The sequence below is a fragment of the Sphaerisporangium sp. NPDC049002 genome, assembly GCF_040649355.1.
Lineage (GTDB): Bacteria > Actinomycetota > Actinomycetes > Streptosporangiales > Streptosporangiaceae > Sphaerisporangium.
This window is the reverse complement of the sequence record NZ_JBEZFH010000102.1, coordinates 1-24443: the sequence shown is the minus strand read 5'-3', so window position 1 is coordinate 24443 and position 24443 is coordinate 1. Positions and strand designations below refer to the sequence as shown.

At 72.3% G+C, this 24443-nt stretch carries 25 protein-coding genes; 9 read left to right on the top strand and 16 right to left on the bottom strand.

What is annotated here, in order from left to right:
• Positions 1-84: 84 nt before the first annotated feature.
• The 10 genes from AB0B89_RS20785 to AB0B89_RS20740 all read right to left on the bottom strand — a co-directional run bounded on the left by AB0B89_RS20785 (position 85) and on the right by AB0B89_RS20740 (position 11345).
• Entirely contained in the window at positions 85-1362 is a 1278-nt protein-coding gene (locus AB0B89_RS20785; protein ID WP_358555069.1) for an enolase C-terminal domain-like protein, read from the bottom strand.
• Positions 1359-2240, bottom strand: coding sequence for an NAD(P)-dependent oxidoreductase (locus tag AB0B89_RS20780; protein WP_358555066.1), 882 nt, complete (start codon positions 2238-2240; stop codon positions 1359-1361). Before AB0B89_RS20780 ends, AB0B89_RS20785 begins: the two co-directional genes overlap by 4 nt.
• A 133-nt stretch (positions 2241-2373) precedes the next feature.
• On the bottom strand, positions 2374-3129 hold the full coding sequence (locus AB0B89_RS20775; RefSeq protein WP_358555063.1) for a hypothetical protein: 756 nt from the start codon (positions 3127-3129) through the stop codon (positions 2374-2376).
• A gap of 44 nt (positions 3130-3173) precedes the next feature.
• Positions 3174-4418, bottom strand: coding sequence for an ATP-binding protein (locus AB0B89_RS20770; protein ID WP_358555060.1), 1245 nt, complete (start codon positions 4416-4418; stop codon positions 3174-3176).
• The gene (locus AB0B89_RS20765; RefSeq protein ID WP_358555057.1) at positions 4415-5068 is read right to left on the bottom strand and encodes a response regulator transcription factor; all 654 of its coding nucleotides are present in this window, start codon (positions 5066-5068) and stop codon (positions 4415-4417) included. The genes AB0B89_RS20770 and AB0B89_RS20765 overlap by 4 nt, the downstream gene beginning before the upstream one ends.
• Positions 5069-5078: 10 nt before the next feature.
• The gene (locus AB0B89_RS20760; protein WP_358555054.1) at positions 5079-6860 is read right to left on the bottom strand and encodes a glycosyltransferase; all 1782 of its coding nucleotides are present in this window, start codon (positions 6858-6860) and stop codon (positions 5079-5081) included.
• A gap of 120 nt (positions 6861-6980) precedes the next feature.
• Complete coding sequence (locus AB0B89_RS20755; protein WP_358555051.1) at positions 6981-9506, bottom strand: ABC transporter permease; 2526 nt, start codon at positions 9504-9506, stop codon at positions 6981-6983.
• On the bottom strand, positions 9500-10141 hold the full coding sequence (locus tag AB0B89_RS20750; RefSeq protein ID WP_358555048.1) for an ATP-binding cassette domain-containing protein: 642 nt from the start codon (positions 10139-10141) through the stop codon (positions 9500-9502). Before AB0B89_RS20750 ends, AB0B89_RS20755 begins: the two co-directional genes overlap by 7 nt.
• Positions 10138-10800: an ABC transporter ATP-binding protein gene (locus AB0B89_RS20745; protein ID WP_358555046.1), complete on the bottom strand. Its 663-nt coding sequence runs from the start codon at positions 10798-10800 to the stop codon at positions 10138-10140. Before AB0B89_RS20745 ends, AB0B89_RS20750 begins: the two co-directional genes overlap by 4 nt.
• Positions 10788-11345 (bottom strand): hypothetical protein, encoded by a 558-nt coding sequence (locus AB0B89_RS20740; protein ID WP_358555043.1) that lies wholly within the window; start codon positions 11343-11345, stop codon positions 10788-10790. Before AB0B89_RS20740 ends, AB0B89_RS20745 begins: the two co-directional genes overlap by 13 nt.
• Before the next feature lie 202 nt (positions 11346-11547).
• Between AB0B89_RS20740 and AB0B89_RS20735 the strand changes: the two genes are divergently transcribed.
• On the top strand, positions 11548-12846 hold the full coding sequence (locus AB0B89_RS20735) for a HAMP domain-containing sensor histidine kinase (RefSeq protein WP_358555041.1): 1299 nt from the start codon (positions 11548-11550) through the stop codon (positions 12844-12846).
• Here AB0B89_RS20735 and AB0B89_RS20730 read toward each other — a convergent pair.
• From AB0B89_RS20730 to AB0B89_RS20715, 4 genes are all read right to left on the bottom strand, one after another.
• Positions 12818-13240 carry a DUF2809 domain-containing protein gene (locus AB0B89_RS20730; protein ID WP_358555038.1) on the bottom strand — a complete coding sequence of 141 codons (423 nt, stop codon included), beginning with the start codon at positions 13238-13240 and terminating at the stop codon, positions 12818-12820. The genes AB0B89_RS20735 and AB0B89_RS20730 overlap by 29 nt on opposite strands.
• 65 nt (positions 13241-13305) lie before the next feature.
• Complete coding sequence (locus tag AB0B89_RS20725) at positions 13306-14058, bottom strand: DUF4184 family protein (protein ID WP_358555035.1); 753 nt, start codon at positions 14056-14058, stop codon at positions 13306-13308.
• A 93-nt stretch (positions 14059-14151) separates the two neighbouring features.
• The gene (locus tag AB0B89_RS20720; protein ID WP_358555032.1) at positions 14152-14949 is read right to left on the bottom strand and encodes an SAM-dependent methyltransferase; all 798 of its coding nucleotides are present in this window, start codon (positions 14947-14949) and stop codon (positions 14152-14154) included.
• A gap of 294 nt (positions 14950-15243) precedes the next feature.
• Entirely contained in the window at positions 15244-15657 is a 414-nt protein-coding gene (locus AB0B89_RS20715) for a CoA-binding protein (RefSeq protein ID WP_358555029.1), read from the bottom strand.
• A 160-nt stretch (positions 15658-15817) separates the two neighbouring features.
• On the opposite strand from AB0B89_RS20715, the gene AB0B89_RS20710 reads away from it, so the two are divergent.
• The 5 genes from AB0B89_RS20710 (at position 15818) to AB0B89_RS20690 (ending at position 18656) form a co-directional block, all read left to right on the top strand.
• On the top strand, positions 15818-16333 hold the full coding sequence (locus AB0B89_RS20710; RefSeq protein ID WP_358555026.1) for a hypothetical protein: 516 nt from the start codon (positions 15818-15820) through the stop codon (positions 16331-16333).
• 10 nt (positions 16334-16343) lie between these two features.
• The gene (locus AB0B89_RS20705) at positions 16344-16889 is read left to right on the top strand and encodes a hypothetical protein (RefSeq protein WP_358555023.1); all 546 of its coding nucleotides are present in this window, start codon (positions 16344-16346) and stop codon (positions 16887-16889) included.
• Positions 16890-17169: 280 nt separating this feature from the next.
• Positions 17170-17511, top strand: a complete 342-nt coding sequence (locus tag AB0B89_RS20700) for a DUF3147 family protein (protein WP_358555020.1) — start codon at positions 17170-17172, stop codon at positions 17509-17511.
• A complete protein-coding gene (locus tag AB0B89_RS20695; protein WP_358555017.1) occupies positions 17508-17912 on the top strand; it encodes a DUF3147 family protein in 405 nt (134 codons plus the stop codon). The genes AB0B89_RS20700 and AB0B89_RS20695 overlap by 4 nt, the downstream gene beginning before the upstream one ends.
• Positions 17913-17987: 75 nt before the next feature.
• Positions 17988-18656, top strand: a complete 669-nt coding sequence (locus AB0B89_RS20690; RefSeq protein ID WP_358555014.1) for a hypothetical protein — start codon at positions 17988-17990, stop codon at positions 18654-18656.
• Between the two features lie 12 nt (positions 18657-18668).
• Here the strand turns inward: AB0B89_RS20690 and AB0B89_RS20685 are convergent, their stop codons facing one another.
• Positions 18669-19826 carry an acyl-CoA dehydrogenase family protein gene (locus tag AB0B89_RS20685; protein ID WP_358555011.1) on the bottom strand — a complete coding sequence of 386 codons (1158 nt, stop codon included), beginning with the start codon at positions 19824-19826 and terminating at the stop codon, positions 18669-18671.
• Between the two features lie 53 nt (positions 19827-19879).
• On the bottom strand, positions 19880-20965 hold the full coding sequence (locus tag AB0B89_RS20680; RefSeq protein WP_358555008.1) for a Xaa-Pro peptidase family protein: 1086 nt from the start codon (positions 20963-20965) through the stop codon (positions 19880-19882).
• Between the two features lie 297 nt (positions 20966-21262).
• On the opposite strand from AB0B89_RS20680, the gene AB0B89_RS20675 reads away from it, so the two are divergent.
• From AB0B89_RS20675 to AB0B89_RS20665, 3 genes are all read left to right on the top strand, one after another.
• Positions 21263-22177 carry a PP2C family protein-serine/threonine phosphatase gene (locus AB0B89_RS20675; protein WP_358555005.1) on the top strand — a complete coding sequence of 305 codons (915 nt, stop codon included), beginning with the start codon at positions 21263-21265 and terminating at the stop codon, positions 22175-22177.
• A gap of 4 nt (positions 22178-22181) precedes the next feature.
• Positions 22182-23087, top strand: coding sequence for a 5'-3' exonuclease (locus AB0B89_RS20670; protein ID WP_358555003.1), 906 nt, complete (start codon positions 22182-22184; stop codon positions 23085-23087).
• Between the two features lie 10 nt (positions 23088-23097).
• Positions 23098-24443 (top strand): RNB domain-containing ribonuclease (locus AB0B89_RS20665; protein ID WP_358555001.1); only part of this gene is annotated, 1346 nt, incomplete at its 3' end.

Sequence of the window (24443 nt, the reverse complement as noted above, 5' to 3'; positions counted from 1 at the left end):
GCCGGGCTGCGCTCCGGGGGCGCGGTCCTACCCCCAACGACCGCCCGCGGGCCCCCCGCGCGGGGGCGCCCCCCCGGCCCTTTCTCATGGCGCCTCGATCCCTCCGTCGGGACGGCGGACCGTGGCGGCCCAGCGCTCGAACAGGTGCGTGACCGGCGGGTAACCGGCCGCGGCGGCCTCGTCGACGTCGATGCCCCAGCCGGGCGCGTCGTTGGGATACAGGTAGCCGCCGCGCGGAACGAGTGTGCCGGGGAACACCGCGAGGGTGGCCTCGTTGTAGACGTGCCCCTCCTGGATCGCGAACGCCGGGGTCGTGACGTCGAGCGCCACGTTGGCCGCCGCGCCGATCGGCGAGACGTCGGCGGGCGCGTGCCAGGCGGTGCCCACCCCCGTGAGCTCGCACAGCGCCACCAGCTTGCGTGCGGGGGTGAGCCCGCCCACCGCCGACACGTGCACGCGCAGCAGGTCGACCCCACCCCCGGTGACCAGGCGGGCGGCGTCGGCGACCGAGGAGACCTGCTCCCCCACCGCGATCGGCATCGGAGCCGCGGCACGTACCTCCGGAAGCCGGTCGTACAGCTCCAGCGGGATCGGGTCCTCCAGGAAGAACAACCGGTAGGGCTCCAGCGCGCGCACCAGGCCGACGGCCTGCTTGACCGAGAGGCGGTGGTGCACGTCGTGCAGCAGCTCGATCTCCTCCCCGAGCTCAGCCCGGGCCGCGGCCATCAGCTCCGGCACGGTGCGCAGGTACTGCTGGACGTCCCAGCCGTCGGGGTTCGGGCGGCCGGGATACCCGCCCCCCTTCCCTGGCGCGCCGTAGCTGCCGAGCCCCGGCTGGCCGACCTGCACCCGGACGTGCCGGTATCCATCGTCGATGATCCTGCCGGCCTCGGCGAGGGTCTCGGAGATCGAAGCGCCGCCCGCGTGCAGGTAGAGCTCGGCCGCCGACCGTACCCGCCCGCCGAGCAGCTCGTACACGGGCATGCCGGCCCGTTTGCCCGCGATGTCCCACAGCGCCTGGTCCACGCCGGACAGCGCGCTGTTGAGCACGGGCCCGCCCCGCCAGTACGACGACAGGTACACCATGCGGGTGATGTCCTCGATGTCGGCCGGGTGCCGGCCGATCAGCATGGGGGCCACGTGCCGCTCGACGGTGGTGGCGACGGCGTGGAAGCGCTGGGTGAAGGTGGCGCAGCCGAGGCCGTACAGCCCGGCGTCGTTGGTGTCGACCCGCACCACGACGAGGGGGACGCCTTCTGGCGCGGTCACGATCGGTCGCACGCCGGTGATGCGCAGGGCGTCGCGGGCGGGCCATGGCGCCTGGGTCTGCGGCATCACGCCGCCCTCTCCGGGCCCGCTCACTGGATCACCAGGCCGGAGGCCGCTTCGACGGGGTAAAGGTGCTCGGCGTGGAAGCCCAGCAGCGCGGCGGCGGCGCTCACGTCGATGGGCGCCGCACGCCCCGGCAGGGGGGCGCGGCGTTCGGCACCCGGATGGAACCGGTCGAGGAGCGCCTCGGTGGGCTGCGGGGCCAGGGTCGTCGGCGCGGCCACGAACAGCACGTGGGCGCCCGTCACCGGACGGGTCGCGGCGAGCCAGTTCGCCCGGGCGGCGTCCCTGGTGTCCAGGTACGTCCACAGCTCGTGGGCGCCCGTTCGCGGATCGGCGGCGTAGCTCGCGGCCCGGCCGGGGAGCTGGTCGGCCGGCCCGCCGAGCAGGGGGAAGCGCAGCGCCACCGAGTCCATGCCGTAGCGGCGGGCCATCATCGCGGCGGTCGCCTCGTCCACCTGCTTCGACAGGGCGTAGGGATCCTCCACCTGGAGCGGCAGGGCCTCGTCGATCGGCACGTACGCCGGATGCAGCTCCCGTGACGACCAGGGCAGGCCGAGGACCGAGAAGCTGCTGGCGATCACGGCCCGCCGCACACCCGCCTGGGCCGCCTCCTCAAGGACGACGAAGGTCGCCCGGGTGTTCCCGGCGAACACCTGCTCCGGTGTGCCGAGGCTCGGCGCCGCCAGCGCGGCGCAGTGGATCACGGTGTCCACTCCCTCCAGCGCGGCACGGACGGCGGACACGTCCCCCGCGCTGCCCGTCACCACCCGGTCTGCCGGCAGGTCCCCGGGGTCGTCGAGGTCGAGTGCGGTCGCCGGGACGCCTTCATGGGCGAGCAGGCCGAGCGTGGCACGCCCGAGCCTGCCCGCCGCGCCGGTCACCAGGATCCGGCGCGGGTCGCGGATCAATCAGTTCACCACCTGAACAGGTCGCGGGCCGATACGTTCTCGCCCAAAGCTATGCCTTCTCCCCGCACCCGGACCGTCCCGGGTGCCTCTCAAGGTCACGACCGTCCCCCTCAGCGACGCGGTCAGGTTCCGGTCAACGTGCCGCCGCCGGGATCCGGTCGCGCCGGCTGACGTTCAGGTAGAGCACGAAGCCCAGGATCGTGGCCAGGAACAGGCCGCTCGTGACGACCGTGCCCAGGCCCAGGCCGCCTGCGTCCGCCGGCTGGGACAGGTAGTCGCCGATCGAGGCGCCCAGTGGCCGGGTCAGGATGTAGGCGAGCCAGAACGCCGCCACGGCGTTGAGCTTCAGGCCGTAGTGGGCGGTGGCGACCAGCGCGATGACGACGCCGAACACCACGGCCGACAGGGCGTAGCCGAGGTTGAGCGACTCGGCCAGCAGGTCGCCCGCCGCGGTGCCCAGGGCGAAGGTGAACAGGATGGCCAGCCAGTAGAACGCCTCGCGCCGCGTCGTGTGGATGGTGTGGATCGAGAGCGTGCGCTCAGCGGCGTACCAGGCGGCGAAGGTGATCGCGAGGGCGACCGCGAACCCGATGGTCGTGACCTCCAGCGGGACACCGAAGGCGTCGGTCAGGTTGTCGGTGATCAGCGTGCCCACGACGCTGATCAGCACAACGACGAGCCAGTATGCACCGGGCATGTACTGGCGCAGCGAGAACTGGATGACCAGGGCGGCGATCAGCAGCGCGGTCATGACGTAGGTGGTGTTGGTCAGGCCCAGGCCGAGGGCGGCGTTGAGGAAGTCGGCGGCCGTCTCGCCGACCGTCGTGCACAGCACCTTGATGATCCAGAAGAAGATCGTGACCTGAGGGACCTTGTTGAGTGTTCTCATGCCGGCAGGCTCACATCGGCCGCCTGAAATCATCCTGACCGCGTTCAGGCCAGCGGCAGCCGGACGACGAAGCGGCCTTTCGATCCGGGAAGCGCGGTCACGTCGCCGCCGCTCGCCCGCGCCAGCCGGCGGGCGAGGGCCAGGCCGAGCCCGGATCCTTCCGCCAGATGAGACGCGCTGCCCCGGTGGGCGGGGTCGAAGATCAGCTCCTCTTCGCCGGGGCGGACCCCCGGGCCGTCGTCGGTGACGGTGAGTGTGAGGGCCGATCCGTCGCGGTCCACCGTCACCTGATCCGTCGAGCCGTACGCTCGGGCGTTGTGGCGCAACGGGGCCAGGACGTGGGCCACGAGTTCGCGCTCGCAGCTCACGCGCAGGCCGGGGTCGCAGGCGAAGTCCACCCCCGGCCCCTGGACCGCGTCGCCGATCCGGCATCCCGTGGAGGTGATCGGAGTCCTGGAGAAACCCAGTAACGTGTCGACGACCTGGGCGAGCTCGCCCGTGTGCGTCACGACACCGTCCAGCGCCCGCCGAAGTTCCGTGACCGGCCGGGGCCGCAGCAGGGCGATCTCCGCCTCGGCGCGCAACCGTGCCAGGGGCGTGCGCAGTTCGTGCGCGATCTCGGCCGAGAGCAGCCGTTCGTGCCGCAGGTTGGTCGCCACACGGTCGAGCAGCACGTCGAGCCCGGCGGCCAGGCCGGTGAGTTCGTCTCGGGCGGGTCCAAAGGAGAACCGCCGGTCCAGGTCGTGCTCGCTCCACTCCAGAGCCTGCCGGGTCATCGCGCTGACCGGCCGCAACGCGGCCCGGACGATCTGCCGGGTGAGCAGGGCCACCAGCCCCAGCACGATCAGGTCCAGCGCCGAGGCGGCCATCAGCGCGATCCGCCCGCTGTCCCAATACGGGCGCATCGACACGCTCACCACGACGGTTCCTCCCCGTGGAACGGGGACGGCCAGCAGCCGCGCGTCGCCGACGTCCCGCATCCCGGTGGTGAGCGTGGTGGCGGCCTGGTCGAGGGCGGCTCCGGCACGTGGACGTGCCAGCGCGCGCCCGGCGGCGTCGAACACCCACGTGTTGTCGTCGAGCACCTGGTCCATCGGCGGATCCTCGACGGCGAGCCCTCCTGGTGTCACCTCGACCGTGGTCATGGCGGCTTCGGCGCGGGAGCGCAGCACGCGTACGGCGTCCTGGTCGAGACCGTGAGTGAGAACGGCCCAGAAACCGATGGTGAGGACCAGCAGCGCGGCGGCGACCGAGGCGGTCGTGACCGCGAGGAGGCGGCGGCCGATCACGAGAACCGGTACCCGATGCCGCGCGCCGCGGTGATGCTCGCCTCGCCGTTCAGGCCGGCGAGCTTGCGGCGAAGCCGTGTGATGTAGGAGTCGAGGGTGTTGTCGTGCACGATCGCGCCGTCCGGCCAGGCGGCGGCGATCAGCGCGTGCCGCCTGACGACCTCGCCCGGCCTGGCCAGCAGAGGGGCCAGCAGACGGAACTCGATCGGCGTGAGATCGACGACGCGCTCCCCGTCGGTGGCGCAGTGCCGCGCCGGGTCCAGGCGCAGCCCCCCTTCGCCCGGGGCGGCGGGCACGGCCCTGCGCGCCAGCGCGTGCAGCCGCACGATCAGCTCCTGGAACGCGAATGGCTTGACCAGGTAGTCGTCGGCGCCCGCGCGGAACCCCGCCAGCAGGTCGTGCAGCCTGTCGCGCGCGGTGATCAGCAACACGGGCACGTGCACGCACCGGGCTCGCAGCGCCATGACGACGTCGCGGCCGTCGGCGTCGGGCAGGCCGATGTCGACGACGAGCAGGTCAGGCGGGCCCGCCTCGACGCCTGTGAGCAGCTCGCGGGCGGTGGGGACGCTCAATGTGATATCGAAACCCTCCTCCCGCAGACCACGGGTGAGGAGGCCGCGCAGCGGCAGGTCGTCCTCGGCGATCGCCACGGTCGGCACCTCAGCTCGCCTCGGCCAGGTCGGCGAGCAACCGGCGCCACTGGCCGCCGACGCGGGCCGGATCGTACCGCTTGGCGGTCTGCAGGCCACGCGTGCCGAGTTCCCGGCGTCGCCTGTCGTCGCGGATGAGCTCTTCGAGTGCCTCGGCGAGCGCGGCGGTGTCGCCGGGCGGCACCAGCAGGCCGTCCCGCTCCGGGGTGACGATCTCGCGGGGGCCGTTCGGGCAGTCGAAGCTGACCACGGGCACGCCCTTGCTGAGCGCCTCGACGATCGTCATGGAGAAGCCCTCGTGCCGTGAGCTCAGCGCGAAGACCGAGGCGGCTTCGAGCTGGGCGCCGATGTCGGCCCGCGCTCCGGTGAGTTGCACCGAGTCCTGCAGCTCGCGTTCGTGTACGGCCGCGACGAGCTTGGCCATCTGAGGGCCCTTCCCGACGATGCGCAGCCGCCAGTCCGGGAAGTCGGGGGCCACCTGTTCCCACGCCTTGATCAGCAGGTCGAATCCCTTGATCCGGGTGAGCCGCCCGACGGCGAGCACGGTGCGTTCCCGCAGAGGCGACGGGCCGCCGGTGAGCGGGGTCAGCGCGTTGGGGATGCGTTCCAGGCGCGGGGCGGGCCCGAGCAGCGCGCGGTAGGCGGCCAGATCCGCCTCGGTCAGTGTCACCAGCGCCGACAGCCGGCCGTATCTACGGCGGATCAGCGCCCGGACACCGGGCCTGTGGGATTCCAGGCCGACGTGCTCCTGCGCGATCGTGATGACCTCCGGCGGCGCGAACAAGGCGGTCACCAGGTTCAGCCCCGGCCGGGTGGTGATCAGGACGCCTCCGCGCAGTCCACGCAGGAAGCGGACGAGCAGCCAGTCGGTCCGCAGCGAGAAGCTCCGGTACGCGGCCTCGTCGCGGGGGATCAGGCGGCTGGGCATCGCGGCGATCCCCCGGCGGCGCCCTTGTGTGCGGTCGTCGAGGAAGGTGACGGTGACACCGTCGGGCACGGCGAAGAAGGGTTCGGGCCGGGTCCGTACGACGCTGACGATCTCGACCTGGTGATCGGTGGCCAGTTCGGCGGCCAGATTGTAGACCGATCTGATGGTGCCGCCCATCCCGTTGGCGTGCAGCAGCAGGATCCGGATCTTCCGCCGGCCGGGCGGGCCCGCATCGCGCGAGCGCCGGCGGTTGGCCCGGTTCAGCAGCAGCACGCCCAGTCTGCGGCCCTGGCTCAGGCTCGATATCAGGACGATGGCGGCGGGTGCGGCGACCAGCGAGCCGACGGTGTCGGTCAGGTAGTGAGCGCCCAGGTAGATCCGCGCGAACATCTGCGCCATGACCACGACGGCGCCCACGGCGATCACCCAGCGTCGTCGCACGAGCAGCGCGGCGACGACGGCCAGGGACAGGGTCAGGCACACGTGGCCGCTCGGGAAGCTGTTGTCGCCCAGTTCGCCGAGCAGGGCGTGCTGGATCGGCGGACGGGGTCGCGCGACCACCACTTTGAGGATCATGCTGATCCCCCAGCCGGCCAGGACGATGACGACGGACCGTGCCGCGTCGGCCCGTCTCCCGGCGAAGGTGAGCCACGCCGTCAGGACGATGACGACGACGATCCCCGAGACCGTGCTGAAGCCGAGGTTCAGCACCTGCGCGACGCCCGTCGGCCACGGGGCGCGAGCCGACTGGACGGCCCGGCTGAACGCCCAGTCCCATGCCGTCCAGCCGGGCGTGCGCGCGGCGAAGCCGAGCAGGGTGGCGAGTACCAGGGCGAGGACGCTCAGGAGGAACCGGGTCTTCATTGTCACCATGTGTTTCCGATCGGACGGCAGAGGTACCAGGAATGCGCCGGCGGCAGGGGCGAGGCCGTCCTGGTCCCCCTGGCGAGGTACGGCACGCGCTTACGCATGTGGAGCCCCGTCTCACAGGTCCCGAAGGACCGTCAGTGGCGGACGGCGGGCCGCCCGCAGTGCGATGACCCCGGCGGCTGTCAGCACCACCAGGCACAGCCCGGCCAGCGTGGCCAGGTGTCCCCAGGGGACGGCGAGATGGTCGGGCGGCGGATCGAACACGCCGTTCAGCACGACCACGAGCATTCGCGCGAGGGCCCACCCCGCGGCCGTTCCGAGTACGGCCGCGCCGATCCCGACGAGGGCGACCTCGGTCCAGATGAACGCGCCGAGCTGCCGCGGCCGGGCGCCGAGCACGCGCGCCAGTGCGAAGGTCCGGCGGCGTTCCGCGAAGCCGAGCACCAGCGGCAGCCCGGTGGCGGCCACGACGAGGGCCAGGCCGTAGCCGAGTTCGATGGCGCTCAGCCCGCTCAGGTCGACGGCTGTCAGGCTTGATCCGACGACCCGGCGCGTGGTTTCCAGGTCACTGACGCCGGCGTCCGGGCCGAGCCGCGCGCGTATCCGCGACGCCACCACGTGCGGCGCCGTCCCGTCGGTGGAGATCAGGAACGTCGTCGAGCCGCACGAGCCGGGGCACGCTTTGGCCAGGTAGGAGGCGTTGGCGACCAGGAAGCTGTCGCGCGGCGCCGTGGGGAACTCCGCGACGATCCCGGCGTAGTGGAACGGCACGATGTGACCGTCCTGGCTGCGCAGTCGCACCAGGTCGCCCGGTTTCAACTGGAAGTCGGTGACGGTCTCCTGGCTGACCAGCAGAGCGTCCGGCCGGGCGGCCAGCTTGGCGACGGCGCCCGTGGCCGTGTCACCGGGGAAGTAGGCGTCCTGCAGCCGCGCCGCCGAAACCACGGTGCCCGCGCGCAGGCCGTACAGGTCCTGCAGGTCCGAGCCCACGTACGCGAAGCCGTGCTGGAGCGGTTCGACCGCCGACACCCCCGGCACGGCGGACAGCTGGTGTTCGCTCGCGTTCGTCCGGGTGACGGTGACGTCGGCCCCGTTGGTGAGCACGGCGTCGACGTCGGCCTGCTGCTGGTAGGTCGCGTTGAAGGTCGCCGTGGTCAGCACGAACGCCACCGCGAGCGCGGCCGTCGTGACACCCCGGCCGACGGGTCGCGCCTGCCGGGCGATGGAGGCCGCGACGGTGCCGCCGAGCCCGCTCGCGAGCGGCGCGGCGAGCCGGGCGACCAGCCGCCTGCCCGGACCGAGCAGCAGCAGGACCAGCCGCCAGATGAGCAGCCCGAACCCGGCCCACAGCAGCGCGGGCGCGGCGAACGCCCAGTAGTCGACGGAGATCTGGGTCAGCCCCTCCGGGACCAGGACGAGCTGGTGGCCGGTGTCCAGGGAGAACAGGATCAGGGAGGCCGCGACGAGCACGAGGTCGAGCCAGTAGCGCAGGACGACCGGCCGGCGATCGGTGCCGACGGGCGCCCGCCCTGTGACCACACTGCCCGGCCGCAGCGCCGGCGGCAGCACCGTCACACCGGTGACCATCAGGCCGAGAGCCGCGCTGACCGGGCCCCATGTGCCGATCGGGCCGGTGAGGGCGGCCAGGCCGAGCCCCGCGATCGTCCCCACGGCCCACACGAGCAGCGTCTCGGCCAGCGCCAGCCGCAGGAAGGCGGCCGGGGTCGCGCCTCTGGCGCGCAGCAGCGCCTGTTCGGCGGCGCGGCGTACGGCCCCGGATCGGGCGACCGACGCGGTCAGCAGGACCGCGAGCACCACACCGGGCACGCCGAGGAACACGAACAGCAGCTGGGAGTACAGCGCGTCCTGCCGGGCGGCGTCCAGGGCGGCGCCGAGGTTGTCGCCGACCAGGCCGGTTCCCGCCATCCGCGCTTCCAGGTTGCGCGCTGCGCCGGTGACCTTGACGTACGCGGCGGCGGGGTCGGACGGCAGGTGATGGTCCAGGCGCACGTGGTACTGGGTCCGCGCCGTAGGGCCGCCGGCGAAGAGCGGGCGCCACCGCGCGGCGGGAAGGATCAGAACGTTGTCCGGCGGTGCCTGAGGCTGGGCGCCCGCCGGCGCGCCGACCCGCTGGAAGAGCGCGTCGGCCTGTGGTAGCTCCACGATTCCGGACACCTTGACCGGGGCATCCGGCTGCCCGCGCCGGTGTACGCTGACGGTCGTTCCGGGCTGGGCGTGCAGGTTGGCGGCGGTCTGCTGGGCCAGCAGCGCGCCGGTCATGTCGCCGGCCAGCAGCCGCATCTGACCGGGAAAGACCCTGGTGTAGTCGGCGGTGACGCCGAGCGCGCGGCCCGGGCCCGTGTCCATGCTGGGCACACTGAGCCCGTCGAAGGTGCCGAACTCCACCGTGCGGGACGTGCCGGGCATCGGGGTCGTGATGGTGGCGCCTGGCTGCGCCTCGACCTGCCAGTCGACGGCCACCCGGCCGGTCGATCGTGCCGTCATCGTCGCCTTGGCCGAGGCCAGGAACGTGCCGAGTGCGGCGGGCAGCGCCACCGCCAGCGCGATTCCCATGGCGGCCAGGGCCAGCCGGGTGGGCCTGCGGGTCAGCAGGCCGCGCAACCAGAGCCAGGTCAGCATGTCAGTGCTCCGTCCCGCATCTGCCAGCGCAGGGGTAGTAGCCGCGCGATCCGGGTGTCGTGGGTGGCGACGACCAGAGCCGCGCGCAGTTCCTCCGCCACGGTCATCAACAGCTCGACGACCCGGGTGGCCTGCGGCGCGTCCAGCTGGGCGGTCGGCTCGTCGGCGATGATCAGTCGCGGTGAGCCGGCCAGGACGCGGGCGACCGCGACCCGCTGCGCCTGGCCGCCGGACAATTCCTGAGGCAGCTTCGTTGCCAGGTCGCCGATGCCCACGGCGTCGAGGGCCGCCATGGCGCGGGTCCTGGCGTCTTCGGCCGGATGCCCGGCGATGAGCAAGGGCAGCGAGACGTTCTCGGCCGCGTCCAGTGGCGGCAGCAGGCTCGGGCCCTGGAACACCACGCCGACCTGGCCGCGCGGCTCGCCGCCCAAGCCGGGCCAGGTGATCGTGCCGGTGGTGGGCAGGTCCAGGCCCGCGAGCAGATGGAGCAGGGTGGTCTTCCCCGAACCGGACGGCCCGGTCAGCGCGACCTGGTCGCCCGCGCCGAGCGTGCACGAGATCCCGTGCACGGCCACGACGGCTCTGTGGCCGCGCCCATAGGCGCGCGCGACGTCCTCGCAGGTGGCGACGCTCATGCGATCCGCCCATCGGAGAGTTCGACGATCCGGTCGGCCCTGTCGCGCACGGCCGCGCTGTGCGAGGCGATGACGATCGCGGTCCGCTCGCGGGCCTGGTCCCTGATCAGGTCGAGCACGGACGTTTCGCTGTCGGCGTCAAGTTCCCCCGTCGGTTCGTCGGCGACCAGGAGGGCGGGACGGCATGCGAGCGCCACCGCCAGCCCGGCTCGCGCGACCTCACCACCGGACAGCGCGCTCGGCCGCGCGTCTCGAAGACCGGTCAGTTCGAGGCGTTCGAGCAGTTCGCCGGCGTACGCGCGATCGGGCCGCCGGCCGAGCGTCTGAGCGAGCCGCAGGTTGCCGGCGACGGTGAGATGCTCGATCAGGTTGCCGCTCTGGAACAGCACACCGATGAGGCGTGACCGCAGCCGCGCCTTTTCCGCCTCGGGCAGGTGACTGATGCGGCGCCCGGTGACGCGGACGCTGCCGCCGTCCGGGTCGTCGAGCCCGGCGACGCAGTTGAGCAACGTCGACTTGCCCGACCCCGATGGCCCGCTGACCACCACGACCTCGCCCGCGTCCACGCCGAGCGAGACCCCGCGCAGTGCTCTGGTCTCCTCCTCGCCGGACCGGTAGAACCGGTACAGCTCGTCGGCCTGGAGGATCACGAGGTCCACCGGAACGAGTCCGACACCGTGCGCCACGGGTCCACGTTGTCGGCGCCGACCGGGCCGGTCAGGGTCAGCACCGCCTGCTTGCCGCCCTTGGTGAAGACGTAGCGCTCGACCTCGTCGCGGATGACCTTGCCCGTCACCGCGTCAGGGACGCTGTCCATCCGGAAGACGGTGAGCCGGGCTTGGCCGCCGGAGCGACTGACGGTCTTCTGGTCGACGCGCTCCGCGCCTGACGGGTCGGACGGGGCGCCGATCTCGACGCGTACGCTGTTCAGCTTGTCGGTGAAGGTCGCCCCGGTGGGCAGGTCACCGCGTGACCACCCCTCGGGCACCTTGATCTCGTACCCCTGGCCCTGTGGCTGGAAGGGGAGGTAGACGGTGTCGTCGGGAATGTCGCCCACCGGGTTGGACTCGCTCGGGTGTGCCGTCGCCTGGGAGACGGGCGCCGTCGTGGCCGGGGCGGCCTGGGGCTGCCGGCCGGCGCATCCGCCCACCGCCGTCATCATGCCGATGACCAGCGCGAGCGTCACGGGGTATCGCAAGTTCATGAATGCAAACGTAGAAACCCCGTGGTCAGCGTCCGCTGAACGATGGGTTAGCGGAGCGTTCACCTTCGTCCCGAGGCCGCCGGCGGCGGTCGCCGCGCGGCGTCACCGAACATCGGTCACTCAAGGCGATGAAAACGGCCGCGGAGGACCGATGGGCGTGTGATTATCGAGACGCTAACCTCCGAACTGCGACGATGCGGGCATGAGGCAGCGAGGAACTCCATTGCGCCGCCGAGCGCTGGCCACGATCGTCGCCGTGACGGCCCTGGCGGTTCTGCTGTTCGCGGCGCCACTCGCGATCTCGGTCAACCGTCTCTACCGCGACCAGGCCGTCTCCGCGCTGCAGAAGGACGCCGCGTGGATCGCCGCGGCGATCCCCGACGACGTCGGCACCGATCCGAACCTGCCGCTCGTCCTGCCGGAGAACATCTCGGCCCACCTGATCGTGGGCATCTACACCGTCGACGGAAAGCGGCTGTTCGGCGCGGGTCCGGCGACGTCGGCGTTAGCCGTGCTGGGCCGGGACGGGCACACCCACCAGATGGTCGAGAACGGCGATCTCGCGGTGTCCGCGCCCATCCCGTCCGACGAGGGCATCACCGTCACGGCCCGCGTCGCCACGGCGTACGACGAGGTGGAGGAGCGCGTCCACCAGGCGTGGCTGGCTCTCGGCGGGCTCGCCCTGGTCGTGCTCGGCCTGGCCGCCGCCATGGCGATCTACCTGGCCCGCCGCCTGGCGACCCCGCTCGAACGGCTGACCGGTGCCGCGCAGGCTCTCGGTGACGGCGACTTCACCGTACGGGCGCCCAGATCGGGGGTTCTGGAGGCCGACCAGGCCGGGGAGGCACTGGAGGCCACCGCGCGGCGGTTGGGCGACGCGCTCTCCCGCGAACGCGCGTTCAGCGCTGACGTCTCGCACCAGTTGCGCACGGGGCTGACCGGACTCATGCTCGGCCTGGAATCGGCGCTGACCCGGCCGTCCGCAGACGGGACCGAGGCGATCAGGAACGCGCTCGCTCGCGGCGAACGCGTGCAGACCATCATCGAGGACCTCGTGACCCTCGCGCGCGACGCCCACGGCTCCGGGCTTCCGCTCGACCTGCCCGCGCTGATGAAAGAGGTGCGCCAGGACTGGCACGGGCTGCTCGCCGCGCAGGGGCGCCGCCTCAGGATCCGGGTGGACGCGGACCTGCCCATGGTGACGGCGTCCTCGGCGGCCGTCCGCCAGATCCTGCTGGTGCTACTCGACAACGCGTTGCGGCACGGCGCGGGCGAGGTCGTGGTGACGGTGACCGACGTGGGGCCGGGGATCGCCGTCAAGGTGGGAGACCAGGGCGAGGGCGTGGCCGAGGGAAATGACGTCTTCGGCCGCGTGCCGCGCGGCGGCCACGGCATCGGTCTCGGTCTGGCCCGGTCGCTGGCCGAGGCCGAGGGCGGCCGGTTGCTGGTGCAGCGTGAGCGACCACCGGTCTTCAGCCTGCTGCTGCCGAGCGTCTCGTGATCACGCTCGAAGCGGTATCCCCACATCGCCGCAGGAGCGCGCTCGTGTGGATCGTCCATCCGAGCAGGGCCCCTGCGGCGTAGCAGAGGAGGTCCGGCGGGTTGAAGGTGGAGCCGAGGACCAGCCGGGCGATCGAGCTGCGGGCCGACAGCTCGGCCGGGACCCCGGTGAGCTGGGCGAACTCGATCAGCCAGCTCACGCCCAGCGCCACGCCCGCGGCCCGAATCGGACGCGTGCGCGGCGCCGCGGCGAGGACGAGGGTCTGGATGAGGAGCGTGTAGAGCAGGTCGCCCGCGTACTTGGCCACCGCGCCGTCGAGCGCGGCCCGGGCTCCCAGCCCCGCCGCCACGGTGACGGCCGCGGCGACCAGGGCGACGAGCCGGGGTTTGAGCACCCGGAAACAATAGGCCACGGCTCCGGGTCGAGCACCATCGCGAATGGGAGAGCCGCCGCGAACGTTCAGGGGGGAACGTCGGGGCGCACGCCCGGGCGACCCGTCGCCGCCCGGGCGTGCCACACGGCCGCGTAGCAGGCCACGACGGCGGCGCAGCCGTCCATGGCGCCCAGCAGCACCGAGCGCACGAGGTCGTAGAGGCTCGGCGGGGAGCCGCTCGCGAGGACGGCCGCGCCCGCGATGGCGGCGGCCCCGCCCGCCACCAGGACCAGCGCGCGCACCCGTGGCGGCACGCCCGGCCACCGTCCCGGCCGTACGGGAGCACGCCGGTACCAGGCGGCGGACCACCCGGCCAGGACCGCGAGCCCGCCCAGCGAGCTCGCGTACATGACCACGTTGAACACCCGGTGTACCCCGGCGACCGGGGCGCGCATCACCGGCCAGTGGACGACGGCGAAGCCGTCCGCGTGCGTGAACGCGTCCCAGAGCAGATGGGTGACCACACCGGCGAACAGCCCGGCGGCCACCGCGGCCCAGCGCCCGGACGGCGCACGGTCGGGCAGCCGCGCGCGCAGCCCCTCGGGGGCCAGCGCCGTCAGCGGCGTTCGCAGCACCAGGGTGAACAGCGCGAGCAGCGCGGCACCCGCCGGCACGTCCACCAGCACCGCGCCCGGCCAGCCGTGCGTGGTCTCGGAGGAGAAAGGCAGCGGCACGTAGTAGGGCAGATCAGGCACCATCGCACCAACCGCCAGAGCCGTCGGAGGGAGCCACCGCCGCAACGGCAGGGCGACGACGGCGTGACTCGGCGTCAGGGGCACGTCGTTCCCGTCGCGTCGACGACGTCCACTGCGCACCTCGGGGGAAGGGAGAACGGCAAGGCTCGTGCGGAGGCCTCACGCCTCCGGGACCCGCTAGGGCTTCCGCGCGACCCCTCCGTACATCCAGATGCGGTCGAGGTCGAACACCGGGCCCTCGTTCCGCCACAGCGGAACCTGGACGAGCCCGGGGTCCACGAACCGGAAGTCGCCGAACACGCGCTCGATCTCCGCCCTGGTCCGCGGCACCGCGGGGGCCTTCGCACGCGTGTAGGTGTCGGCGACCTTCAGGACCTCCTCCTTGCGGAAGTCCTGGGTGGGGTGGGAGACGGCGAGATAGCTTCCCGGCGCCATCTCCGCGCGCAGGGGCCCGACGATGTCCTCCGGGTCCATGTCGGGGACGAACTGCAGCACTGATATGAGCATCGTGGCCATGGGCAGGCTGAAGTCGATCAGTTTGCGGACGTCGGGATCCTCGATGATCGTCTGCGGCCGCCGCACGTCCGCCGTGATGACCTTGGTCTGCCCCTGCCCGTACCCGGCCAGCAGGGCCCGAGCGTGTACCAGGACGATCGGGTCGTTGTCCACGTACACGACGCGCGCGTCGGGGGCGACCTCCTGGGCGACCTCGTGCGCGTTGCGCTGCGTGGGGAGCCCGGCGCCGATGTCGAGGAACTGCCGGATGCCCGAGGCGACCAGGAAACGCACCACCCGCTGCATGAAGGCCCGGTTCTCCCGCGCGATGGCGCGGATCTCCGGCGCCGACCTCAGCGCCTCCTCCGCGGCCTCGCGGTCGGCGGCGAAATTGTCCTTGCCGCCCAGGTAGTAGTCGTACATCCGGGCCGGGTGAGCGATGTGCGTGTTGAGCTCGACACGCCCAGGTTCCCGGGACATCACTGGCCTCCGTCCGGATGGACCACGTCACGCGGGCCACGGCGGCCCGCGACGGCCTGCGGTCGTTCGACCTTGCCCCACGACCGTCAAAGATCATATATACGAATCTTCATGCGATGACGGGGCATGTAGATAAACTTCCGTGGAATCGACCCGGTCTCTACCGTGTTTCCGTCGTTTCCGTCGAAAGAAGCCCGATCGCGCCCCTGGCGTGGTCGCCGGAGACGAACGGCGCCTGCCGGTGGCCCTCACCGAGCAGAAGTCAGGCGGTCTCCGGAGGCGCGGCTCATCCCTTCAGTGGCGCAGCTCCCATTCGACGGCGGGGCAGCGGTTCATGACGACGTCCAGGCCCGCGTCGAGCGCCCGCAGGCCGGCGGCCTCGTCGACGACGCCGAGCGGCAGCCATACGGCCCTCGCGCCCGCGGCCACCGCCTCGTCGATCACCGCCCCGGCCGCCTCCGACCTGCGGTAGACGCCCACGACGTCCACCGGGACCGGGATCTCGGCGAGGGTCGCGTAGCCCGGCTCGCCCATGACCTCGGCCGCCGCCGGGTTCACCGGCACGATCCGCTTGCCGCGTTCTTGAAGGAGCCTGGCCTGCTGATGGACGGTCCGGTCGGGATTGTCGGTCAATCCCACGAACGCCCACGTCCGCGACTCGTCGAGCAGCCGCCTGATGACACCCTGGTCCGCGAAGAGATCTCCCATGCCCGTGCATAACGCCGCGCGCCGCCCCGTTCATCCGGACGGCAGCCGACCAGGTCACAGGCCCTGGGGATCACCCGGGCTTCCAGTGGATCCCAAGTGATCTTCAAGTCGCCTCCCCCAGGCTGGAGCCGAATTGATCAACGATGAACGGAGAACGGGGATGTACCGGCTGATCACCCGCCTACTCACCCGCGTGTCGCTCGGCGGCGCGCTGGTCGCGGGGTCTCTGCTGACGGGGAGCACCGCGCACGCCGACGCCGCACCGCAGGTCCGGGTCGTACTTGAGAGCTTCACGGCCTTCATCTTGGAGGAGAGCGGTCACGACGAGATCTACGTGACGGCCCAGCGTGGCAGCAGCAAGTCGCAGAAGCTCTTCCCGCAGTCCGACTCCTACCTGTCGGTCGCCAAGAACGACTGCGTCTCCATCAGGGGGGGCGCCTGCCCTGTGGGCTCCCGCCTGCGGAGCTTCAGCGCCGTCAACACACCGACTTACCCGGCCGACGGCCAGATCCTGATGGTGACCCTCTGGGACGACGACCTTTCGGGCGACGACGCGCTCGTCAACGTGCCGCTCTGGCCGCACCCGATCAGCGAGAACGAATACCACACGGAGAACGCTCGCATCAACGGCTACTACTACCAGCTCAAGTTCCGGCTCGAGCCGGTCTGGGCCTGAGGGGGACGACATGAGCAAGTTCCTGTCGAGAATCACCGCCACCGCGGCCGCGTTGACGCTGGCCGCGATTCTGGCGCCGGCCGCCGACGCCGCCTCACCGAGTCCGGAGACGGGTCCAAAGAAGATCGTCTCGGAGAAGTCCGGGCTCGCCCCCCTGGCCCTCAACCTGGTGCTCGGCTCCCTGGAGGCCTATGACCTGGAGGAGAGCGGCCAGGACGAGGTCCGCATCGAGCTCAAGGCCGACAACGGCGAGTGGTACAAGTTGTGGCCGACCAACGGCAGCAATGCCAACACCTATCTCGGCAACTGCTGGGTCTTCACGAGCACCGCCGCGAACTGCTCGCCGGGATCGTCCCGTCTCCCCGCCGGGCCGTACGTCCACCTGACCCTCGCCCCCGGCGCCCGCTTCACGATCCAGGTGTGGGAGGACGACCTCGTCGGCGACGACCTGCTGCTCAGCGTCCCGGTGACCGTCATGGGCGGCACGCAGATCATCGACGCCTCGACCCCTTCCGGCAAGGGGTTCAAGTACCGCCTGAACGCCCGCATCGAGTAACGCCCTTTCCGGATTCCGCGACGGCCGCCGTGCTCGCACGGCGGCCGTCCGCCGTCCCGGCCCGCCCCGAGCACTGATCACGGGCGGCGGTAAGCGGTCACGCGGACGGGCTGATCGGGCGCCCGGTGGTTAGATCCGGCCCGTGATGCCGATGAATGGCATAGGAACGGATGCCGGAGACGCGGCCCGTACCGCCGGGGAAGGCAGGGCCGGCGGCCACGAGGCGGCGTGACCACCCGGGAAGCCGTTCCGCCGGCGACTCCGGCCCGAGGGGGGGATCATGGACCAGGTCTGGGTGATCGTCCTGCGCGCGCTGTGCGGTGGCCTGCTCGTCATGGCCTTCGCCCTGCTCGGCGAGATGGTGACCCCCAAAAGGTTCGCCGGGATCTTCGCCGCGGGGCCGGCCGTCGCCCTGGCGGGGATGACCGTGACCTGGGTCTTCACGGGCGGCACCGAGGTCGCGGAGGCCGCCCGGGGGATGATCGTCGGATCGGTCGCGCTCGTGGCGTACTGCGCGTCGGCGGCTCCCCTCGTGGAACGCCTGGGCGTCGTCGCCGGCTCGGTGGTCGCGATAGCGGTGTGGGCGGCCGTCGCCGCGGTCGGCTGGCCGCTGATCGCGTGAACGACTCAGAGAAGATCCGTGCCGACCCGTCGAAGCTGCGCCACATCTCGCCGGCGGCCCTGGCCGTGCGCTTCGCCTTCGGCGCGGCCGTCTCGGTGGTGGCCGGCCTGGCCGGCATCCGCTGGGGACCGGTGGCGGGCGGGATCTTCCTCGCGTTCCCGGCCGTTCTGGCCGCCACCCTCACTCTGATCGAGGCCCAGGAGCACAGCCGGTTCCTGGCCGAGCAAGACGTCCGCGGCGCCCTGCTCGGCGCGGTCGGCATGATCGCCTTCGCCCTGTGCGTGTGGGCGCTCGCGGCCCGGATCCCCACGGTCGTCGCCATGGGGATCGCGACGACGGCGTGGGCCGTCGTCGCCACCAGTCTGTACCTTCTCATCTGGGGCGCCCGCCGGAGCCGATGACCCTGCGGGCCGACACCGGTCGCGCCGGGGGTGTCAGTGCTGTGTGTAACGGAGAGATGACGATACGTTCACCCCATGAGACCGCACAGCACCGGCTGGGCCACCGGATTCCTCGTGGCCGCGCTCGTGGCCGCCGCGACCCCGTCCGCCCAGGCGGACACCGGACCGCGGGGATTCCCCGCCGGGCCGTTCATCCTCAAGAACGGCAGCGGGCTGTGCCTGGGCGCCTACGACGAGGTCCGCCTCGCCAAGTCCGAATGCGACCAGGATCTCCTCCAGCACCAGTGGACCGGAAGCGGGGACGGCGAGTCCCCCGACCGGCTCGTGAGCGTCCGCCGCACGAAGCAGGGCAAGCCCGCGTGCCTCACCGCGGCGGGAAAGTCCCACGACGGAGCCGAGCTCGTCGAGTGCGAGCCTGGCGACCAGGACCCGCCCCCGTGCGAGGAGGCCGGCCCCGGCGAGGGCCGCGTCCCACGGACCCCGGACGAGGGTGACGTCTCCTCGGCTCCGGGCAAGGACCGCCCGGCGGCTCCGAGGGCCGGTGGATGCGGCGAGGCGCTGGAGACCAGCGTGTGGGCATGGGATCCGGACGACCACCTCATCGTCGGTGTCGCCGGCAGCGTCAAGGGCGGCTACCTCGTCAGGGCGGGGAGCGGCGACGGCGTGAAGGTCGTCTCGGAGGAAGAGCTGCCGGACTACCCCAAATATCGCAGGTGGGAGCTGATCGCGGTCACCCCGTCCTGACCTGGGCGAACCTCACGATGGGCCGTCCTTGGTGACGGCGCGGCTGATGACCAGGCGCTGGATCTGGTTGGTGCCCTCGACGATCTGCAGGACCTTGGCCTCGCGCATGAGGCGCTCGACCGGGAAGTCCTCCACATAGCCGTAGCCGCCGAGCACCTGCACCGCGTCGGTCGTGACCTTCATGGCCATGTCCGTGGCGAACAGCTTGGCCATCGCGGCCCGCGTGCCGTACGGCCGGCCGGCGTCGCGCAGGCGGGCGGCGTCCAGATACAGCGCACGCGCGGCGGCGACCTGCGTGGCCATGTCGGCGAGCATGAAGCCGAGGCCCTGGAAGTCGGCGATGCGCGAGCCGAACTGGCGGCGCTCGCGGGCGTAGGACGTGGCGGTGTCGAGCGCGGCCTGGGCGACGCCCACCGCGCATGCCGCGATGCCGAGCCGCCCGCCGTCGAGCGCCGCCATCGCGATGCGGAACCCCTCCCCCTCCGCCCCGACCAGCGCGTCGGGCGCGAGCCGTACGGAGTCGAGACGGACCTGGGCGGTCGGCGAGGACCTCATGCCCATCTTGCGCTCCGGGCGGGCGAACGACAGCCCCGGCGAGGAGGCCGGCACGTGGAAGCAGGAGATGCCGCGCGCGCCGTCGCCGGAGGTGCGCGCCATGAGGGTGTAGAAGTCGGCCACACCTCCGTGGGTGGTCCAGGCCTTGACGCCGCTCAGGGTGTACCCGCCGTCGTCGCCGGCCACGGCCCGGGTGGTGAGGGCGGCGGCGTCGGAGCCGGACTGCGGCTCCGACAGGCAGTACGCGCCGAGGAGCCCACCGCCGATCATGCCGGGCAGGAGCGCGGCCCTCCGCTCCTCGGTGCCGTACGCGGCGAGCGGGAAGCACGACAGGGTGTGCACCGACAGGCCGAGCCCGACGGCCAGGAACGCGCCCGCCAGCTCCTCGACGACCTGCAGGTACACCTCGTACGGCTGCTCGCCGCCGCCGTACTCCTCGGGGTAGGGAAGGCCGAGCAGCCCGGCGCGGCCGAGCGTCGCGAACACCTCGCGGGGGAAACGGCCCTCGGCCTCGTCGCCGGCCGCGCGTGGCGCGACCTCCTTGGCGATCAGGTCTTGGACCAGGTCGAGCAGGTCATGGGCCTCGGGGGTGGGCAGGGCGCGGTCGACCGCCATCGATGCACTCCGGGTCACAGGGGGTCACTTGTCATGGGAGGTCACGCCCGCGGTCACACGATGACGAGATCGCGAGGCTGGTTGTTGAGTCGCTCCGCGCCCGTCTCGGTGCAGACCAGGATGTCCTCGATGCGGGCACCGTGGCGGCCGGGGAGGTAGATGCCCGGCTCGACGGAGAACGCGAACCCGGGCGCCAGCGGCTCGGTGTTGCCCGAGACGATGTAGGGCTCCTCGTGGGACTCCAGCCCGATGCCGTGGCCCGTGCGGTGGATGAACCGGTCACCGTGGCCCGCGTCGGCGATCGGCTCCCTGGCCGCGGCGTCGACCGACTCGCACGTCACGCCGGGACGTACGGCCTCACAGGCGGCGTCCTGAGCACGGCGCAGCACCTCGTAGTACGCCGCGAAGTCGGCGGGGGGCTCGCCCACGCAGTAGACGCGGGTGGAGTCGGAGCAGTATCCGCTCGGCATCTGGCCGCCGATGTCGACGACCACCGGGTCGCCCGCCTGGATGACGCGGTCGGACAGCTCGTGGTGGGGGCTCGCGCCGTTAGGGCCGGAGCCCACGATGACGAAGTCGACGGTGACGTGCCCGGCGGCGAGGATGGCCTCGGCGATGTCCTTGCCCACCTCGCGCTCGGTGCGGCCCGCCTTGAGGAGGCCGGGCACCTGGGCGTGCACGGCGTCGATCGCGGCGCCCGCCTCGCGCAGCGCGGCGACCTCCGCGGGGCTCTTGCGCATGCGCAGCTCGCGCAGCACCGACCCGGCGAGCACCTGCTCGGTCTCCGCCAGCACGGAGCGGAAGCGCAGCGACTGCAGGGCCCACATGCGGTCGGCCAGCCCGACGGTGGCGACCCGGCCGATCCTGCGCGCCACCAGGGAGTACGGATCGTCCGTCTCGTCCCAGGGGACGAACTCCAGCCCGAGGCGCGCGGCAGGCGAGGCCTCCGCGGCGGCCAGCTCCAGCCTCGGCACCACCATGAACGCCTCACCGCCGGCGGGCACCACCAGGCAGGTGAGCCGCTCCAGCGGGAGCGCGTCGTATCCGGTGACGTAGCGGAGGTCGGGGCCCGGGGTAAGCAGCAGGGCGTCGATGCCCGCTGCGGCGGTGGCCTCGCGCACGTCCGCCACGCGGGTCACGGGGTAAAGATCAGACGACGTCGTTGTCACACCGACCAATGTATTCCACCGCTATTCCCGCGCCCGCACCCCCTGCCCCCCCGATCACGCCGCCCGCGAGCGCCCGGACGGGCAGAGGGCACCCGGGCGCCGATAGGGGTACCCCCGGCCCGGCGGGCCTGACCCCTCATGAAAACCCTTCCCACCACAGGAAACACCCCTCACGACTTCCCCGGACTGACTACTATTCGCATAGGGGCGATCACGATCCGCTCCTGAATACTCCAACTACCCGGTGTTTTGAGAGCGAGCTGCTACATGGTCGGCGTAGTGGGCGGCTCACCGCCACCCCTCCCCCCACCTAACGACCCAGAGGCTGCACTCCCCCGCGGCCCGGCGCCGCTGACGACCGCCGAGACGATCCTGCGGCTGCGAGCGCGGCTCGCCAACGCGCAGCGGATCATGTGGGAGTCCCGGAGGCAGCTTTTGCAGGCGCGCCAGAAGGCGGCGGAGGCGCGGCGCGTCTCGGTGGCCCTGCGCGACGCGATCCTGCCCGATCCCGGCGGGTCGATCATGCTGCCGAGCGCCCACATCGCCGTGCGCTACGTCCCGGCCGAGAAGACCTCCAGCCTGGGCGGCGACTGGTACGAGGCCACGACGCTGCCCGACGGGCGGGTGCTGCTGGCCATCGGCGACGTCGCGGGCCACGGCCTGCCCGCCATCGCCCAGATGGCGCAGCTCCGCCACGCCCTGGTGGGCCTCGCCATGACCGGGGAGCCCGCCGACCGGCTGCTGGCCTGGCTCAACGGCCTGGTGTGCCATCGCATGGGCGAGGGCACGGCCACGGCCGTCGCCGGCCACCTCGACCCCTCCACCGGCCTGTTCACCTGGGCGCAGGCGGGCCATCTGCCCCCGATCCTCGTCAGGGACGGGGTGGCCCAGGAGCTGAGCCCTCCCGACGGGGTGGTGCTCGGCGCGAGCCTCGACCTGCCGTACGCGCTGGGCAGCCTGAGCCTTCGCCCCGGCGACCTGCTCCTGCTGTTCACCGACGGCCTGGTGGAGCGGCGCGGGCGTGACATCGACGAGGGCCTGGCGCTCACCGTCGCCGCGGCCGAGACCCTGACGTGGGACGCCTGCCTGCAGGAGAAGCTCGACATGCTGGTCGAGTCGGTGGGCGGCCCGAACCCGGAGGACGATATCTGCCTGCTCGCCGTGGGAGTGCTGGAAGGATAGGCCCATGCCAGGGCTGATGCTTCTCGACACCCCTTCTCTGTACTTCCGGGCGTTCTATGGGATCCCGGAGTCGATGACCGCCCCCGACGGCATGCCGGTCAATGCCGTCAGAGGGCTGATCGACATGATCGCCACGCTGGTCCGCGGCCACTCGCCGGACGAGATCGTGGCGTGCATGGACGCCGACTGGCGGCCCGCCTTCCGGGTGGCGGCGATCCCCTCCTACAAGGCCCACCGGGTGGCGACCGGCCACCAGGAGGAGGTTCCCGACACCCTTGAGCCCCAGGTCCCGGTGATCGAGCAGGTGCTCGACGCCGTCGGCATCGCCCGGGTCGGCGTGCCGGGGTACGAGGCCGACGACGTGATCGGCACGTACACGGCCCGCGCGGCCGGGCAGGTCGAGATCGTCACCGGCGACCGCGACCTCTTCCAGCTCGTGAACGACGACCAGCCGTGCCGCGTTCTTTACACGATAAAGGGGATTCGCAACCTCCAGGTGATCGACGAGGCGGAGGTGTCCGCCAAGTACGGCATCCCCGGCCGCGCCTACGCCGACTTCGCCACCCTGCGCGGCGACCCCAGCGACGGGCTCCCCGGAGTCCCCGGGGTCGGCGACAAGACGGCCGCCGCCCTCGTCACCCGGTTCGGGTCGCTCGACGCCATGCTCAAGGCGATCGACGAGGGGGTCACCGACGGGTTCCCGGCGGGCAGCCGCCTCAAGCTCGCCAAGGCCCGCGACTACCTCGCCGTCGCGCCTGCCGTGGTCAAGGTCGCGCACGACGCGCCGCTCCCCGAGGTGTCCATCGCCCGTCCGTCCGCGCCGCGCGACCCCGAGACGCTGGTCGCCCTGGCCGACCGCTACGGCCTCGACAACCCCTTGAACCGCCTGCTGGCCACCTTGGCCCCCTAGGATCCTCGATGTGCGTCCCAAAACGATCCATGTGTCCGACGCGCCGCGGCTCGCCGAGGGCTTCGAGCGCATCCGCGGCGAGCTGGAGCTTCCCGGGGAGTTCCCCCTTCCCACGATGGAGGAGGCGGCCAGGGTCGCCTCGGCTCCGCTTCCCTCCCTGCCCGACCGCACCGACCTGCCGCTGCTGACCGTCGACCCCCGAGGGTCGATGGACCTCGACCAGGCGGTGTGCATCGAGGAGCGGCCCCGCGGCTACCGGGTCTGGTACGCCATCGCCGACGTCGCCTCGTTCGTGCCGCCGGGCGGCGCCGTCGACGGCGAGGCAAGGAAGCGCGGCGAGACCGTCTACATGCCGGACGGGCGCGTCCCGCTGCACCCGCCCGTGCTGTCGGAGGGGGCGGCCAGCCTGCTGCCCGGCGTCGTGCGGCCCGCGGCGCTGTGGTGCATCGACCTCGACTCCGACGGGCAGACCGTGGGGGCCGACGTGAGCCGGGCGCTGGTGCGCAGCCGCGAGCGGCTCGACTACGACTACGTGCAGGCGGCGATCGACACCGGCACCGCCGACGGCACCCTGCGGCTGCTCCCTGTCGTCGGCGGGCTGCGCCTGGAGCTCGAACGCGCGCGGGGCGGGGTGAGCCTTCCCACGCCTGAGCAGGAGGTCGTCGCCCACGGGGACGGCTACCGTGTCGAGTTCCGCACGCCGCTGGCCGCCGAGGAGTGGAACGCGCAGATCTCCCTGATGACCGGCATGGCCGCCGCCGCGATGATGCTCGACGCCGAGATGGGCGTGCTGCGCACGCTGCCCCCCGCCCCGCAGGAGACGGTGGCGCGGGTCCGCAGGATCGCCGCGGCGCTGGGGGTGGCCTGGCCGGAGGGCTCCTCCTTCGGCGAGGTCGTGCGGAGCCTCGACTCCAAGATCCCCGGCAACGCGGCGTTCCTCCAGGAGTCCACGGTGCTGCTGCGCGGCGCCGGGTACACCGCGTTCAACGGCGAGCCGCCGAGGGACGCCACCCACGCCGCGGTCGCCGCGCCGTACGCCCACGTGACCGCCCCGCTGCGCCGCCTGGTCGACCGCTACGGCACCGAGGTGTGCCTGGCCGTGGCCGAGGGCGTGCCGGTGCCCGAGCCGGTGCAGGAGGCCCTCGAAGGGCTTCCCGCGCTCATGGCGGGCACCGGGCGGCGGGCCGCCGCCGTCGAGCGCGCCTGCGTCGACCTGGTGGAGGCGTTCGTGCTGCGCGACCGCGTCGGGCAGACCTTCGACGCCGTCGTGGTGGACGTCGAGGAGGGCAGGGCGGGCGGGGTCGTCCAGGTCGCCCCTCCGCCAGCTTGCCGCCGCCGCCGAAGCATCCGCAATCG